The organism is Sporomusa malonica (genome assembly GCF_900176355.1).
GTDB lineage: Bacteria > Bacillota > Negativicutes > Sporomusales > Sporomusaceae > Sporomusa > Sporomusa malonica.
Genome location: NZ_FWXI01000026.1, coordinates 25,410 through 42,125 on the forward strand (window position 1 = coordinate 25,410; position 16,716 = coordinate 42,125).

Annotated in this window: 13 protein-coding genes; 2 read left to right on the forward strand and 11 right to left on the reverse strand. The window is 49.1% G+C overall.

Going from position 1 to position 16,716, the window contains the following annotated elements:
- Positions 1–17: 17 nt before the first annotated feature.
- Together B9A22_RS21460 and hcp are read left to right on the forward strand one after the other, a co-directional pair.
- Positions 18–2,153: a cell division protein FtsA gene (locus tag B9A22_RS21460; protein WP_084577996.1), complete on the forward strand. Its 2,136-nt coding sequence runs from the start codon at positions 18–20 to the stop codon at positions 2,151–2,153.
- A gap of 106 nt (positions 2,154–2,259) precedes the next feature.
- Positions 2,260–3,558, forward strand: coding sequence for a hydroxylamine reductase (gene hcp, locus B9A22_RS21465; protein WP_084577997.1), 1,299 nt, complete (start codon positions 2,260–2,262; stop codon positions 3,556–3,558).
- Between the two features lie 47 nt (positions 3,559–3,605).
- Here the strand turns inward: hcp and B9A22_RS21470 are convergent, their stop codons facing one another.
- From B9A22_RS21470 to B9A22_RS21520, 11 genes are all read right to left on the reverse strand, one after another.
- Positions 3,606–4,631, reverse strand: a complete 1,026-nt coding sequence (locus B9A22_RS21470) for a GGDEF domain-containing protein (protein WP_084577998.1) — start codon at positions 4,629–4,631, stop codon at positions 3,606–3,608.
- 193 nt (positions 4,632–4,824) lie between these two features.
- Positions 4,825–6,144, reverse strand: a complete 1,320-nt coding sequence (gene hemL, locus B9A22_RS21475; RefSeq protein WP_084577999.1) for a glutamate-1-semialdehyde 2,1-aminomutase — start codon at positions 6,142–6,144, stop codon at positions 4,825–4,827.
- Positions 6,145–6,160: 16 nt separating this feature from the next.
- Positions 6,161–7,126, reverse strand: coding sequence for a porphobilinogen synthase (gene hemB, locus B9A22_RS21480; RefSeq protein WP_084578000.1), 966 nt, complete (start codon positions 7,124–7,126; stop codon positions 6,161–6,163).
- Positions 7,127–7,128: 2 nt separating this feature from the next.
- Positions 7,129–8,646, reverse strand: coding sequence for a uroporphyrinogen-III C-methyltransferase (gene cobA / locus B9A22_RS21485; protein WP_084578001.1), 1,518 nt, complete (start codon positions 8,644–8,646; stop codon positions 7,129–7,131).
- 114 nt (positions 8,647–8,760) lie between these two features.
- Positions 8,761–9,693 carry a hydroxymethylbilane synthase gene (gene hemC / locus B9A22_RS21490; protein WP_084578002.1) on the reverse strand — a complete coding sequence of 311 codons (933 nt, stop codon included), beginning with the start codon at positions 9,691–9,693 and terminating at the stop codon, positions 8,761–8,763.
- The gene (hemA, locus tag B9A22_RS21495; RefSeq protein ID WP_084578003.1) at positions 9,656–11,005 is read right to left on the reverse strand and encodes a glutamyl-tRNA reductase; all 1,350 of its coding nucleotides are present in this window, start codon (positions 11,003–11,005) and stop codon (positions 9,656–9,658) included. Before hemA ends, hemC begins: the two co-directional genes overlap by 38 nt.
- Positions 10,974–11,618 (reverse strand): precorrin-2 dehydrogenase/sirohydrochlorin ferrochelatase family protein, encoded by a 645-nt coding sequence (locus B9A22_RS21500; RefSeq protein WP_084578004.1) that lies wholly within the window; start codon positions 11,616–11,618, stop codon positions 10,974–10,976. The genes hemA and B9A22_RS21500 overlap by 32 nt, the downstream gene beginning before the upstream one ends.
- 178 nt (positions 11,619–11,796) lie before the next feature.
- Positions 11,797–13,611: a penicillin-binding protein 2 gene (gene mrdA / locus B9A22_RS21505; protein WP_084578005.1), complete on the reverse strand. Its 1,815-nt coding sequence runs from the start codon at positions 13,609–13,611 to the stop codon at positions 11,797–11,799.
- Positions 13,612–13,716: 105 nt separating this feature from the next.
- Positions 13,717–15,105: an LCP family protein gene (locus B9A22_RS21510; protein ID WP_084578006.1), complete on the reverse strand. Its 1,389-nt coding sequence runs from the start codon at positions 15,103–15,105 to the stop codon at positions 13,717–13,719.
- A 140-nt stretch (positions 15,106–15,245) separates the two neighbouring features.
- Positions 15,246–15,452: a cation transporter gene (locus tag B9A22_RS21515; protein ID WP_084578007.1), complete on the reverse strand. Its 207-nt coding sequence runs from the start codon at positions 15,450–15,452 to the stop codon at positions 15,246–15,248.
- Between the two features lie 107 nt (positions 15,453–15,559).
- Positions 15,560–16,687, reverse strand: a complete 1,128-nt coding sequence (locus B9A22_RS21520) for a glycosyl hydrolase family 18 protein (RefSeq protein ID WP_245824095.1) — start codon at positions 16,685–16,687, stop codon at positions 15,560–15,562.
- Positions 16,688–16,716 lie beyond the last annotated feature (29 nt).

Genomic DNA, 16,716 nt, shown 5'->3' on the forward strand with positions numbered 1-16,716 from the left:
CACCGTAAGGAGTACTTATGGATAACCAGCTTCTCTTTGCTTTAGATATCGGTACACGAAGTGTCGTCGGCCTGGTCGGCAAGGCTGAGAACGGCGCTATCAAACTCTTAGCGTCAGACCGCGAAGAGCACCACACCCGCGCCATGCTGGACGGACAAATTCATGATGTGCGAGAGGTAGCCGAGGTATTGGCATCAGTAAAAGCCCGTTTGGAAGCGACAGTCGGCCCATTGACCAAGGTTGCGGTGGCAGCTGCTGGCCGTGCCCTGTGTACGCTTCGGGCAGCTGCGGAGCTTGAAACCGCTTCCCGCGGTACACTGACCCAGGAGGATGAACGCTCACTTGAACTGGCTGCCATTCAGACGGCTCAGGCCGAACTGGCCACCTCTGGCGCTGTACCTGACCCAGCAGACTATTATTGCGTCGGCTATAGTGTTGTCAACTTTAGTTTAGACAGTACCCGCATCAAAAGCCTTGTCGGTCAGCGCGGCAAACGTGCTGGCATTGAAGTTATCGCCACCTTTCTGCCACGGCAGGTTATTGATTCGCTGCAGTCGGCCATTCAGACAGTTGGCCTGGAAATGGCTACTCTTACCCTTGAACCGATTGCCGCTATCAATGTACTCATCCCTTCAACCATGCGTCACCTCAATCTGGTACTGGTCGATGTTGGCGCCGGCACGTCAGACGTGGCCATTACCCGCGACGGTTCAGTTATTGCCTATGGCATGGTGCCCTTTGCCGGTGACGAAATTACCGAAACAATATCACAACAATTTCTCTTAGACTTTAATGTTGCCGAGACTGTCAAGCGCCAGCTTGGCGGTAAGAATAAAAAACTATCATTTACCGATGTGTTGGGCATGGATCACAAGCTGCCAGCTAAAACCATTATTGATGCAACGACTGCTAAAGTGGCTGAATTGGGCCAGGCCATTGCTACTGAGATACTGGCACTTAACACCGCCGCCCCGCAAGCCGTACTCTTAGTCGGCGGCGGTGCCCTAACGCCATTTTTGCCTGAAGCGCTTGCCCAGGCACTTGACATACCGTCAGCCAGAGTGGCGATCCGCCGTCCCGATTCTCTGGAAGGCATTACTGGCATACCGGCCGAGCTGTGCACACCTGATGCCGTAACCCCGCTGGGGATTTTAAAACTGGCAGGCGGTCGTGCCTTAAACTTCGTTAATATCACAGTTAATGAAAGGCCTATCCGCCTGTTTAATTTAAGCCGCTTGACAGTGGCTGACGCGCTTTTAGCTGCAGGCATTGACATACGGGCGCTGCGTGGCCGCCCTGGCATGGGTTTGACAATCACGGTTAATGGGGAAACCCGGTTTATTGCCGGAAGCCATGGCACCCCAGGTCAAATACTGCAGGGTAGCCAACCTGTCCAGCTTAGCACTACCTTGAATGATCAGGATGTGCTTGTGGTAACACTTGGTGCTGACGGAACAGCCCCAGCGCCGCTGCTTAAAGATGTGACTGCTATGCCTGCACCTGTCAACATTAAAGCCAATGGCAAAAGCTATACGCTTGAACCACAGGTGACGATCAACGGACAACCGGCAGCGGCTGACACTGTTTTACGTGACCGCGATCAGATTGATTCCCATAAAGGCCTCACGCTTGCCCAGGCACTCCATAAGCTTGGCCTTAAACCTGAGCCTGTCGAGCATATCTATCAGGTAAACGGGGCTAAGCGTTCTTATAAAGTATGGCCCAAATACACCATTAATCATCAGCTTGCCTCACTTGACAGCCTGTTAGCCTCAGGAGATGCCATTGAGACACTCAAGCTGCCCCCCCCTACGCTGGGAGAAATTCTGGGTATTAACACCGAAACTGACGCTCCCATCACAGTGTTGTTTAACGGCGTCACCTGCCCTGTCCCCATCCGCCGCCACTCTATCCTTGTTGACGGACGTCCGGCTGAATCCAGCCAACCAGCCCCGCTCCATAGCGCCATTGAACTGATTACGGCTGCGGACTATCAGCCATTAATCAGCGATGTACTCTTAGCTGCCGATTTCGATCCCCGTAGCCTGCCTGCTGCCAGCAGAGTAACGCTGCTGTTAAACGGGCTGCCTACCGAATATACGGCCTTCGTTAAGAATGGTGACAGTGTGGATCTAAAAATATCAGAAATATAACAGGATAGGAAAATCACACTGGACTGTGACGCACGTCACAGTCCAGTTTTGATTTTCCATCTATAATTAGGTCATAAGCTACAAAAAAACGAGGGGGATTTCAAAAATGAGTATGTTCTGTCATCAATGTGAACAAACGGCCGGTGGTGCTGGCTGTACCAAGATTGGCGTCTGCGGTAAGAACGAAGATATCGCCAGCCTTCAGGACACCCTGATTTTCGGCCTCAAAGGCATTGCCGCCTATGCCCATCATGCCCGCGAACTGGGCGCCCGCGACGAAGAGGTTGATGCTTTCGCCCATGATGCCCTGTTCTTCACCTTGACTAATGTAAACTTTAGCCTGGAAAAGCATATTGAAATGGTACTAAAATGTGGTGAAATCAATCTCAAAGTTATGGAGTTGTTAGACAAAGCCCATGTTGACCGCTTTGGTTCACCTGTACCTACCGAGGTATTTACAGGTTTCAAAGCAGGTCATGGCATCGTAATTACAGGTCATGATCTGCTAGACTTGGAAGAGCTGCTTAAACAAACCGAAGGCACTGGCATCAACATCTACACCCATGGTGAGATGCTGCCAGCTCACGCTTATCCTGAGCTCAAAAAATATAAGCACCTTGTTGGTAACTTCGGTACTGCCTGGCAGAACCAGCGTAAAGAATTTACCGCCTTCCCTGGCGCAATTCTTGTTACCACTAACTGCGTTATGCCGCTTACTGCCAACGAAAACTATGGCGACCGGATCTTCACTCGCAGCCTGACCGGCCTGCAAGGCGGCAGCCATGTTACTGACCGCGATTTTTCAGCGGTAATTGCCAAAGCCAAGGCCCTGCCTGTATTGCCTGACAAAGCTGGCGACTACACCCTGACAACCGGGTTCCATCACAACGCTATCCTCGGCCTGGCTGACAAAATCGTCGACGCTGTTAAAGCCGGTAAAATTAAGCGCTTCTTCCTTATTGGCGGCTGCGATGGAGCTAAACCTGGCCGCAACTACTACACCGAACTGGCTGAAAAGGTGCCGAAAGATTGCGTAATCCTGACAGTAGCCTGTGGTAAATACCGCTTTAACCATCTTGATTTTGGTACCATTGACGGTATTCCCCGCCTGATTGACCTGGGTCAGTGCAACAACGCCTACTCTGGCATCCAAGTTGCAGTCGCCCTGGCCAAAGTATTCAACTGTGGCGTAAACGACCTGCCGCTCTCGTTCGTACTGTCCTGGTTTGAACAAAAGGCAGTCGCGATCCTGCTCACACTTTTAGCCTTAGGCGTTAAGGACATCCGTCTCGGACCATCGGCTCCAGCCTTCGTATCCCCTGGAGTATTCAGTGTTCTTAATGAAAAGTTTGGTCTCCAAGCCATTACAACTCCAGACGAAGACTTAAAAGCCATCTTAGGTTAACTAATAAATAAAGGGACGAGTCACATCAAGTGATTCGTCCCTTTTGTCTAAAACACAGCACATTGGTTACGGCCTTGTCGTTTGGCACGATATAAGGCACTGTCAGCTTCGCGGAAGGCATCCTGGCAAGCGACACTCGGATTCTTTCGTGACACGCCAATGCTGATGGTAACCTTTACCTGTTCGCTATTATGGAAAAATTCGCAATTAGCCACCTGATACCTCAACCGTTCGGCAATTTTGAGGCCCAAATCAAGCGAGGTTCCTGGCAAAACAAGAGCAAATTCCTCCCCGCCATAGCGAAATGCCATATCTTTATTGCGAATACTCATTTTTATAATATTGCCGATGGTTGTCAACACTTGATCGCCAAACAGATGACCATAGGTATCATTTAATTTTTTGAAGTGGTCAATGTCAACTATGAGCAGAACATATTGGGGTAAATCGGCTGTTTTTTCCAAATAGGCCCGGTGGTTGAGGAGTCCTGTCAAACCATCAGTATGCGCCATCTGATAATGATGGGCGTTTTGCCGCATAAGCTCGGCAATTTGGCCTTCATTCCGCATCTGCGTTTCCATGACATTGTGCATATATACGGCAGTAAATGATAAAACAGCAAATCCAATCACATTGTAGATTGTCTCCAGTAGAAAGGCAGCTGCCACAGAGTCAACCTTAATCATGTTGGCTGCCAAATACACGAAGGAAACAGCCACTGCCATGCGCATAGCACGATCACGCCCTACCTTTAGCACCATCCGCAGTAAAAGCAGGTGATATAAGACATTACTATACACAGCCCCAACAATAGTAAGCCCCGCGCACAGCGCGAGATTTACCATAAGCTCACCCAATTGAGGCTTACTCCGCCGCCAGCTTAAGGCTGTATTATAAATGACATAAATAACAGACATCACGACAATAAGAGCCCAGTGCGTACTCGGATTGAGCACTGTAGCCACCAGTGTAAACATTGCCGAAATAGTACTTATTCGCCTAGTGACAATCTGCAGCTGAGAGGCGGAGTCCCCCCACACTCTGGCAGCATGCACGCGGTTTATTGCACTCATTGCCCAAACTCCTTTGCAATCCAGGAGCAGATTAGTGTATTCTAGTAATATATTATCATACTTATCAGGGAAAATGTAAAGTTAAACTCGACTGCATGTAAGAAAAAACCTGACGCAAGTTCTCGTATATTTCTACAAAATCCGCCATAAAAAGTACTCCCTGTGTAACTGTGTACACAGGGAGTACTTTTTATTAGCGCTTATTCTGCCGATAGTATTCAGCGACTTTCGCAAAAGCATTGCCACTGGCTGCAATGGTTGCACCGATGTCGGTGTGAGTGTGAGCACCAGACATGAAGGCAGCCTCAAACTGAGATGGCGCCAGATAAACCCCCTGTTCAAGCATAGCATGAAAAAAGACATTGAAGGCTGCAATATCTGACTTCTTGGCACTTTCATAATCATATACCGGTTTTTCACTGAAGAACAAACCAAACATAGTGCCAGCCTGATGGAACTGGAATTTAAATCCATAAGACTCAGCTTGCGCCTGAACCCCAGCACACAGCGCGGCAGTCATCGTTATCAGTTTTTCGTAAAAATCTGCAGTCTCAGATAACAATCGCAAAGTCGCAAGTCCGGCTGTCATAGCAAGCGGGTTACCGCTCAATGTTCCAGCCTGGTATACAGGACCGGCCGGAGCAATCTGTTCCATAATATCCCGCCGCCCGCCGTAGGCACCAACAGGTAATCCTCCGCCAATTACTTTCCCCAGACAAGTAAGGTCTGGTGTAATATTATATACCTCCTGTGCACCGCCGTAAGCCACGCGGAAACCTGACATGACCTCGTCAAAAATCAGGAGTGTTCCATACCCTTCGGTAATTTCCCGGACTTTATCCAGATAACCAGATCGGGGCAAAACCAGCCCCATATTACCTGGCACCGGCTCGATAATTACAGCGGCAATATCTTCCCCATGCTGCTCAAATACCTGCGTCAATCCCTTGACATCATTATATTCGACAGTGAGGGTATTGCCGGCAATACTCTCCGGTACACCAGGGCTATCAGGCACACCCAGCGTCAAAGCACCCGACCCGGCTTTTACCAATAGACTGTCATGGTGCCCGTGATAACAGCCGGCAAATTTGACAATTTTGCTGCGTTTTGTATACGCACGCGCCAGTCTAAGAACACTCATAGTGGCTTCAGTACCTGAGTTGACAAAGCGGACAAGTTCCATCGACGGCACAGCCTCGGTGATCAGCCGCGCCAATTCGGTCTCCAAAAGTGTCGGCGCACCGTAACTGGTACCGCGTTCAAGCGCCTCCCGCAGCTCGCTGGTCACTTCAGGGTGGGCATGGCCCAATATCATCGGCCCCCAGGAGCCTACATAATCAATGTAAGAATTGCCATCAATATCATAGATCCTGCTGCCAGCCGCTTTGGCAATAAAGGGCGGTGTTCCGCCAACCCCCCGGAACGAACGTACCGGACTGTTGACACCACCTGGAATGTATTGTTTTGCCTCAGCAAAAGCAGCTGCTGATTTATCTAATTTAAAAGCCATATTGTATCCCCTCTCCTCACAACCAGCGTACAGCATCAAGCGCATGATAAGTAATAATAATATCTGCACCAGCGCGTTTCATACTAGTTAATGTTTCAATAACCAGGCGCGGTTCATCAATCAGCCCCTGGGCTGCTGCCGCTTTCACCATGGCGTATTCACCACTGACATTATAGGCAGCCACAGGCAGCAGAAACTTATCTTTTACTTGCCGGACAATATCAAGGTAAGCCAACGCCGGCTTAACGATAATAATGTCTGCCCCTTCCTCAATATCAAGCGCCACTTCTCTAAGTGCTTCCCTTGAGTTGGCTGGATCCATCTGATATGCCCTTCGGTCACCAAACTGCGGCGTAGAATCGGCAGCATCCCGGAAAGGGCCATAATAGGCTGAAGCATATTTAGCCGCATACGACATAATGCTGACATCACTGCAGCCTGAGCGATCAAGCAAATCACGAATAGCCGCCACCCTGCCGTCCATCATATCTGATGGAGCCACCATGTCAGCACCGGCCTTAGCATGACTGAGTGCCACCTCAGCTAACAGCGGCAGTGTCGGGTCATTATCTACTTTATTGCCATTTAAGAGACCACAATGTCCATGGCTGGTATACTGGCACAAACAGACATCTGTGATAACCACAAGCTCAGGAAGCACCTGCTTAATAGCCATGACGGCCTGCTGCACCGGACTGTTCATATCCCAGGCACTGCTGCCGCGCTCATCTTTGTATTCAGGCAAGCCAAATACCAGCACGGCAGGAATACCCAAATCATACGCCTCCCGCGCCATCTCAACTGCCATATCGGGTGACAAGTGGAAGTTTCCTGGCAAGGAGCCAATCTCCTTTTTGACATTTGTACCAGGCACAACAAACAAAGGATAGACAAGGTTGGCGGCGGTTAATGACGTCTCCCGCACCATACTACGGATACCGCCGGTAGCTCTCAGCCGCCGGGGACGGTGAATCATAGACATGTTCATTCCTCCCTGTACATGGCCGTAATGGTTTCAATTAACCCCTTGATGGTATATTCCTCAGCAATGACATCAGGCTTAATGCCATTATCCAGGCAGGTTTCAGCAGTAATCGGCCCAATACAAGCCACTTTGGCCTTGGCAACAAGCTGAGCGCCGTTTTCACCTAAAAGGTTTAATAGATTCGTGACAGTTGATGAACTGGTAAAAGTAACAAGTTCAATTGCACCTTGTTCTAATTTTTCAGCCAGTTCCCGCCCGTCTGTGTCACCGACAACAGTGCGGTACGCTGGTGCAACAGTAACGTCTGCTCCCAGCTCTGTCAGTTTGACCGGCAGAATATCCCTGGCAACCAAGGCGCGGGGAATAAGCACTTTCATGCCAGGTTTAACGTACGGCTCCAACACCTCAATAATGCCTTCAGCTCTAAATTCAGCCGGAACAATATCGGCAGTAATGCCATAGTTTTTCAGCCAATTAGCCGTCTGGGAGCCAATAGCAGCCACCTTGGCGTGAATAGCCCTGGTATCAAGTCCTGCGGCAGCCATACGGCTGAAGAAATGATCTACACCGTTAACACTGGTGAAAATCAGCCATTCATATTCTTTAATGTTAGCAATGGCCTCATCAAGCGGCCCATAGCTTTCAGGTGGTACAATCTTGATGGCCGGCGCCTCAATACAGTCTGCTCCCAGTTTAGCAAGGCCATCAGTGAGGGCGCTGGCTTGTTCGCGAGCTCTGGTCACCAATACCTTTTTGCCGAACATGAGTTTATTGTCAAACCAGGCCAGTTTATCACGCAGAGTGACAACATGCCCCACAATGAAAATAGCAGGCGGCTTTAAGCCTTTGACGGCAACATCGTGTGCTGCCTCACCGACAGTGGTCACAAGCACCTCTTGTTCCGGCTTGGTGCCCCAGCGGATGACAGCAGACGGGGTATCAGCGGGGCGGCCATGTTCTATCAGTTTACCGGTGATATGGGGCAGGTTTTCTACGCCCATGAGAAACACCAGTGTATCAACAGCAGTGGCCAGCTTATCCCATTTAATAGTCGATTCAGCTTTAGTAGGATCTTCATGGCCGGTAATGACGGCAAACGAGGTGGCAATGCCCCGGTGAGTGACCGGAATACCCGCATAGGCAGGCACGGAAATGGCCGAAGTAATGCCTGGCACAACCTCAAAAAGAATGTTATTCTCTAATAATTTAAGCGCTTCTTCACCACCGCGCCCAAACACAAAGGGGTCGCCGCCTTTGAGCCTGACGACAACTTTATCTTCTTGCGCTTTATCTACAAGCAGTTGGTTGATATCCTCCTGCCGCATGGTATGGTCACTTGAGGCTTTACCAACATAGATAAGTTCAACATTTGGCCTGGCATGGGCAAGCAGGCGGTCATCGGCCAGCCGGTCGTACACGATAGTATCTGCCTGTTTGATACATTCTATTGCTTTTATACTAATCAGCCCGTAGTCACCAGGACCGGCGCCAACTAAGTAGACAATTCCCTGCTTCATAGAATCCTCCCTAAAATCACAGTACTTATATGTGTCAAGGGGACGGTTCTTTTGACACACTCTTCTTTTAACATCGTGTCACGAGAACCGTCCCCTTGACACGGCATTGCGTCTTTATTTAGCCTCAAATAGTTTCGCCAATATCTCGCGCCCGCCGTGATCCAGCATGCGCACCGCCAGTGTCTGGCCAATTGCCGCAGCTTCTGCCGGACTGCCGACGATGGTATCACGTACAGCTTCTCTGCCATCAGGCGACATGATTACTGCGTTTAGGCTAAGCTGCCCCTGCTGATTAAGCTGACCGTAAACACCAATGGGAATCTGACAGCCACCCTCGGCTTCAGCCAAAAAGGCACGTTCAGCCAGTGTAGCCAGACGAGTTGGCTCATGATTTAAAAACTCCAGCATCGCGAGTGTCTCAGCGTCATTTTCTCTCGCTTCAAGGGCCAATGCCCCCTGCCCTACCGCAGGCAGACAAATATCTTGCGGCAGTACCTGGGTGATGTGCTCATCCCAGCCTAAGCGTTTAAGCCCGGCTACAGCCAGCATGATGGCGTCAAGGTTTTCAGTTGTCAGCTTTTTCAGTCTGGTATCCAAATTGCCGCGTAAGTCGACAATGGTAAGATCAGGTCTTGCATGTAACAATTGGGCTTTGCGCCGGAGGCTTGAGGTGCCTACCTTGGCATTAACCGGCAGATTTGCCAGTGTTTTATATTCAGGGCTGATTAACGCATCCCCTGGGTCAACCCGGTCAGTTACAGCTGCCAGAATCAGCCCTTCTGGCAAGTCTGTGGGCATATCTTTCAGACTATGCACAGCCAAGTCGATTTCACTGCTCAGCATAGCGACTTCCAGTTCCTTGGTAAACAGACCCTTGCCACCAATTTTGGCCAGCGGCACATCGAGGATTCGATCCCCTGTTGTTACCATATTTTTAAGTTCTATCACTACTTCCGGGTAGCGCTCACGCAAACAGGCTGCCACATAATTGGCCTGCCATAAAGCAAGCTTACTGCCGCGCGTACCGATGACAAGTTTTTGTTTCACTTTCTTGTTCCTCTCCTAAAAGGTCTTCCCTCGCCATTTCTAGAGCTATGTCAAGCTTAAACATCTTGCGCATGGCATCCTGGTAGTAGTACTCTTTGTCAGTACCAGCTGCTTCATTAAGCCTGATAATAGGATCGCGGAGCATTTTCCGTACAATCATTTTTGACATATTTTCAACAATCCGCCGCTCCTCAGCGGTAATATCTGACAGCTTGGCCATTGCCCGCTTGAGTTCGCGCTGGCGGATGCGCTCGGCCTTGTCGGTCAGCCTGGCCAATGTCGGCCTATATGATAAATAACGGAAACGCTCAACTATCCCAGCCATTTCTTCATCAATCAACTTTTCGGCTTCTTTTGCTTCCTGTTCCCGTCCCCGCATATTGGATTCAACAACAGCTTCCAGATCATCAATATTATATAGCGTTGCGCCAGCTATGGCTCCAACCTCAGGCTCTATATCTCGCGGTACAGCAATATCAATAAAAAATATAGGCCGCCCCTGCCGCTTAGGCATAAGATGGGCCACATCCCAAGCCTTAATGATGTAGTGCGGCGCACCTGTCGAGGTAATGACTATATCGGCATCAACAGCAGATTTCATGAAATTCTCGAATGGTACAGCCACCCCGCGAAACTTATCTGCCAAAGAAACTGCCCGCTCGAAATTACGATTAGATACAAACACCGTCTTGACGCCGCTGGCTACCAGATGCTTGGCTGTCAGTTCACTCATTTCGCCTGCGCCTAGCACTAAGACGTTAGATGTAGACAAATCTCCCAATACCTTTTTCGCCAACTCAACAGCTGCATAACTGACAGATACGGCGCTATAGGCGATCCGGGTGGTTGTGCGGACTTTTTTGCCGACAGCAATGGCTTTATTAAACAATGTGTTGAGCACTGTGCTCGTAGTGCCTGCCATCCGAGCCATAGCATACGCGTTTTTAACCTGGCTTAGTATCTGTCCTTCGCCAAGTACCAGTGAATCAAGGCTGGCACTTACTCTGAACAAATGCCGAATACATTCCTCTTCCTGGAAATAGAACAGATAATCATAGCTTGTCTCAGCTAACACGCCAGGTGCCATATGATCAAGAAACTCTTGCATAACAGGCAGGGCATCATCTGCATCCTCAACAACAGCGTACATTTCTGTCCTGTTACAGGTAGACAAAATAACGCATTCCCGAATATCGTCATATTCATGAAGGCACTTAAAGGCTGCTTTGATTTGTTCTTCAGAAAAGGAGAAACATTCCCGGACTTCTACCGGGGCGGTTCTATGATTCAGGCCCAGTACAACAAGCTGCATGTCGTATTCTCTCCTCTGCTTCGCTAAACTTGCCCTCTTTAAGTAAGTAAAGCGCCTCATGGTCAATGGTTTCCCGCCAAAAACTCTCCCGCTCTTTGGCTGTTGCCAAGCGGGATTTCATCTCTGGTCTAAGTTTTGCAATAAGAGCCAGATACTGGCCATATTCAGGGCCATACCGTGCGGCAATATCTTCTTTAAGCCGTCTGGCTAAGGCTGGGCTGCCGCCGCCTGTTGATACTGTAATCAACAGGTCACCCTGCGCAATATGCGCCGGCACATAGAAATCAGACAACTCAGGCGCATCAGCGATATTGACTAAGGCACCCGCTGCCCGGGCTTCCACAGCCGCCTGTCGGTTGATATCTGCCTGATTGGTGGCGCAAAACACCAGGAAAAATTTATGTAAATCGCCGGACTGATAGGCACGCGGCACCCACACCAAGCGGCCAGCCTCATGTAGAGCGCTTAACCCTGGTGTCAATTCAGGGCTAAATACGCTTACCTCAGCGCCTGCTGCAAGCAGTGATGTCGCCTTCCGCTCAGCTACTCCCCCGCCGCCGATGACAGCAGCGCGCCGTCCGGCCAATTTAAGATTTATCGGGTATAACTCCATACATTTCACGTCCTGGATGAGTTATTGTGCCACAAGTATTTTATCATATTTCGCGGGCAAATGGTAATTTTCCTTTTTATTGCAAATAAAATAATGCTGGGGCCAGGCTTTCCCTATCCCTGGCCCAGCATCCATTTTTTTATTACTTTATTTATAATATTTCCCACACTATTTTACCTTAATCTGTCCTAGGTGCCGGCGGCAGAGGCTTACTTTGGATACTAAAGTAAGCCTCCAGCACACGGCGGGTGACAGGCGCAGCCGCCATCGACCCTTCGCCCCCTTCTTCAACAAGAACGGCCACAGCAATTTCGGGGGCTTCAGCCGGAGCATAGCAGGCAAACCAGGAATGGGTGGTTCCCCGCCCAGTCTCGCCTGAGCCTGATTTACCCGCCACTGTTTTCGGAAACCCCTTAAAAACGGCAGCCCCTGTCCCCTTGGCTGTGACAGCCATCATTCCCTGACGAACAGTGTCCCACACCTCAGGCCGCAGATAGATAGTCCGCAATACCTCTGGCTGTAGTTTCTCGATAAGGCTGCCATCTGGCGTCAGTACCTTGTCTACAAGCATTGGCTTGTAGACAATGCCACCGTTGGCAACTGCCATTGTCAGCATAGCCTGCTGCAGGGGGGTGACCAGGTAATAGCCTTGGCCAATAGCAGCAATCAGGGTTTCGCCAGGATACCAGGACTCACCATAATTAGCCTCTTTCCAGTCGGCAGTGGGCACTATCCCCTTTTCTTCGCCAGCCAATTTTATTCCAGTTTTCTCGCCAAAACCAAAAGTCAGCGCATACGAGGCTAGGTTATCGGCACCCAGGCGGCGGCCCAATTCATAAAACACTGGGTCACTCGACCATGCCAGGCCGTCGATAATTGTTAATTTGCCAAGCCCCTTGGTCTCCCAGCCATAAAAACTCCACCCATTTAATACATATACGCCACGATCATCAAAAATCTCCTGCGGTGTAGTTAGGTTCATTTCAAGCGCGGCAGCGGCTGTGACAATCTTAAATACCGACGCAGGCGGGTAGGAGTTTTGAAGTGCACGGTTATTCAGCGGATGATTCGAATTGGTGATAAGCTGATTCCAATCCTTGCTGGTAATGCCCCCAGCGAAAATATTTGGGTCAAAAGCCGGGGTACTAGCCATCACCAGCACACCACCTGTTTTAACATCAAGCGCTACCACTGCCCCCCCCTTAGCCGGTTGGCCCATTTTACGGCTGGCTTCCACTTGAACATTTAACGCTTCTTCTGTTGCTTTCTGCAGGTTGGCGTCAATCGTCAGCACCAGTCCCTTACCGGGGGTGGAAGCGCGTTCACCCAGCGACCGTACATCTTCGCCTACAGCATTTACCTCCAATTGGCGGCCACCATCTGTACCACGCAGTGCTTCTTCCCACTCGCGCTCCAGCCCGTCTTTGCCGACTAAATCATTGGGATGAACCCCTTGCTTTTTGCGCCTGACATATTCTTCTTCGCTAATGCTGCCGACAAAACCCAGTATATGGGCTGCCAGCTCCTTATAGACATATTGCCTGACAGGAATAGCCTCAATAACCACTCCTGGCAGATAGTATTGCCGTTCCTCAATCTTGGCTACAGTAGTGGCATCAACATCGCGTTTAATGCGTACTGGCGTGTAAGGATAATCCTCACTGCCCTTTAGTAATTTATTAATCTCATCAACCGGTACACCAGTAATTACGGCAAGCAATGGCGTAGCCTCTTGCGGATTGGAATACTCGCCAGGAATGATGGATACAGCAAAACTTGGCCGGTTGGCCACAATGATTGCACCATTTTTATCATAGATGGTGCCACGCGGCGCCTGGGCAGTAATTTGTCTAATGCGATTCTGCTCGGCAATTTTCTTATATTGTGCTCCCTGAAAGAGCTGCATCCATACCAGCCTGAGCACCAGCAGGCTAACTATACCGACGACAATGATGGCTAATATCTTAATGCGACGGCTTTTCTCGTCCCACATATATTGTCCTCTTTTCTCTAAACAGTAGGAATTTAACATACCTAGTATCCCAAAAATGGGCAAAAAAAATAGCTTGGCCTTCCATAAAAGCGGAAGGCCAAACCATTATTGACTCACGTAATCTTTACCTACTATTACTTTTACCGTATTGGCTCTGCTGTCATCTTGGTTAACCTGCAGTGCATAACGGAAAGGCAGCCCTGTTAATTTGCTACTGGCTTCAGTGCTATTTGCCACAACCACGGTGTTCTTATTAGCAGTACTAATACCGGCCACACTGACCACATCGTAGCCCTGGCTGCGTAGTGCTGCCGCCATTTTATCGCCAGCTTCAGGAACGCCGCTGGCGTTAACTACCTCAAACCGCAGTTTACTGCTAGCAACCGGCTTGGATTCAGGAGCCTTAGGTTTATCTGTCGTTTTGGGTTTCTCCGGCGCCTTAGGATCAATTACAGTAGTCTTTTTGGCATCCTTGGATTCGGCAGCCGGTTTCTTGGGGACGTCAATAATTTTCATTTCCTGCGGGATAGATCGCTCATACTGGGTGGCTGTCGTCCGTGCCGAGGCCACAAACTTGTCGTCTGCAGTCATCCCTTGCGAAAGAGCCACATAGTTCCTCAGTTCAACTATATCAGGCAGCCAATAGCTAATATCTGAAATATAGGCCGGTTTCCCCGGGACAGTCTCTGCTTTTAGTCCAGCTTTAGACGCATCGCTTAGGAGTTTGGCCAAGTTCAGCATTTCGGCAGTAGTCATATCTGTCTGAAGGGCTGAGTTGACTTCCCGAATGATGCCTGGTATCCTCGGCAAGATAAAGGGGCTAGTCACTTCTTTAAGCATAGCTTTAATAAATTTCTGCTGACGCTCAATCCGGCCTATATCCCCTTCTTCGTCCCGGTAGCGTACATATTTAATAGCTGTTCGGCCATCCATCTTTTGTTCACCTGGCTTTAGATCGATTAAAAGGTTATCATATGGGTCCTCGTAATACATGCGCTTTTCGACATCAATGGTTACGCCGCCAACAGCATCGACAATTTTGTTAAAGGCAGCAAAGTTAATAATGGCATAGTAATCCATAGGAATGCCTAATAAATCCTCAACCGAACGCTGCGACAGCTTATATCCACCTTCCGCGTAAGCGTGGTTAATTTTATCCCAGCCGTAACCAGGAATCTTTACCCTGGTGTCACGCGGCACTGAGAGCATTGAAACCGCCTTGGTCGAGGTGTCAACAGTAACGACAAACATGGTATCCGAACGGCCGACATCATCGCTGCGCTCGTCTACCCCCATAACCAGAATATTGACTTTATGCGGCAGCCCTGTAATAGCACCTGCCTTCCTTGCCTTCTCGAATTTACCGCCTGTTGACCAATAATATGTGGCGCCAGCCACACTGATGAACAGTAGTAAACAGGTTAGCATAAGCAAAAATCGGTTGCGCCGGTTTTTGCGCTGATCAACAAGCCGTTTTTCGAGGCGTGATGTCATGACACAATCACCCTTTCATCGTCTTTTTATCATTTGTTACTACATAATATTACATAACAAGACAAGCCCCCTGTCGCCGGGGGCTTGTCTTGAAGTATAGCAAATAATCATTTAAACGGTCAAGCATTTTTTGGTGAGGGCTATAGAGCCGTAAAGCCTTGTTCCTCTATGGTTTCTTTAATTTGAGTCAGACCAATCTTAGCCTCGTCGATTTCGATTGTCAGCGTTTTAGCTGCAAGATTTACTTCCGCAGCGGCTACGCCAGACAAAGCGAGTACAGCCTTTTCTACCGCGTTTTTGCAATGACCGCAGCTCATACCTTCCACTGTTATTATATGTTTTTCCATATCTTTGTCCTCCCTGCTGATTTTCTTTTTACTATTATTCGTGTTATAGGTAAAAAAAACCTGCCGCATGCCGGCGGCATGGGCAGATTCCAGTTATTTTGCTATTATTACTGTCCCTTAGGAAACTTCTTATCAATAATTCCCCAAATCTCTGGCTGCTCTTGACCAAGCCGCCAGATAGCAATACCAGCAGGATTATATTTAGCCACAATGTCCAGCTTAGCGGCCGTACTTTTATCATTTTCAAACCATACTTCATGATTTTTGTACTTAAACCAGGGTGCCTGCGCTTTTTCGTCATAGTTTATTTTGGCACCATTTTTTTCAGCTAGGACAATGGCATCAACATATTTAATTGTCTCACCTTCTTTGCCAACCCAGTCATAGCCATAGGCACTAATGCCGATAATGACTTTATGGGGACCGCCACTCTGTTCGATGGCGTATTTAATATTCTTTTCATACCAGTCTACCGGGGCAATTGCACCAGGTTCTGAGGTCGCCCAGTGCTTATCATAGGTCATAATCTGCAAAAAATCAGTATTTGGAGCCAGTTTCGGATAGTCATACGCCCCAGATACGTCTTCGGCCACTTCGACCCGCGGAAATACCGAGATAATCACCAGTTTATTAATGGCCTTCATCTTGGGGTACAATTCTGCCATAAAGGCAGTCAGGTTATCTTTATGTTTAGGCGGCAGCAGTTCAAAGTCAATATTAATGCCGTCATAGCCCTTCTCCTGCACCATTTTGACAATGCTGTCAGTTACTTTGGTACGTACTGCCGGATCACCAAGCACCATGTCGGTAGCACCGGTTTTATTGGTCACCAGCGGATACATTTTAAGACCAAGCTGCCGGGCGGTATCAAAGACCAGCTGGCTATCCTTGGCTTCAAGTGTTCCGTCTTTGGTGGCTTTATACCAGAAAGGACCAACGGCCGACATGCTCTTGGCATAGGTTTTCATACTGGGGAATGAGCCGGATTGGTCAGGTGTCCCTGGCCAGGGATTTTCGTAGTAACCAATAACCATCCGCGGCGGCATAGCAACATTGCCTGGTGCGCCTGGAGGAGCATTTTTTGCACCAGGGGCCGTCGGGTCTAGAGGCTTAGGCGCCGGTTTGTTTGTGCCGCAGCCGCCAGCAAATACGGCAGCTATGACAAAAAGAACAAGGAGAACACTTGCGATCCCTTTACTGTGATGATTAATACGCAAAACTGTCACCCTTTCCATTACTTTCGTTGAATTCTCTCAACCCTAGT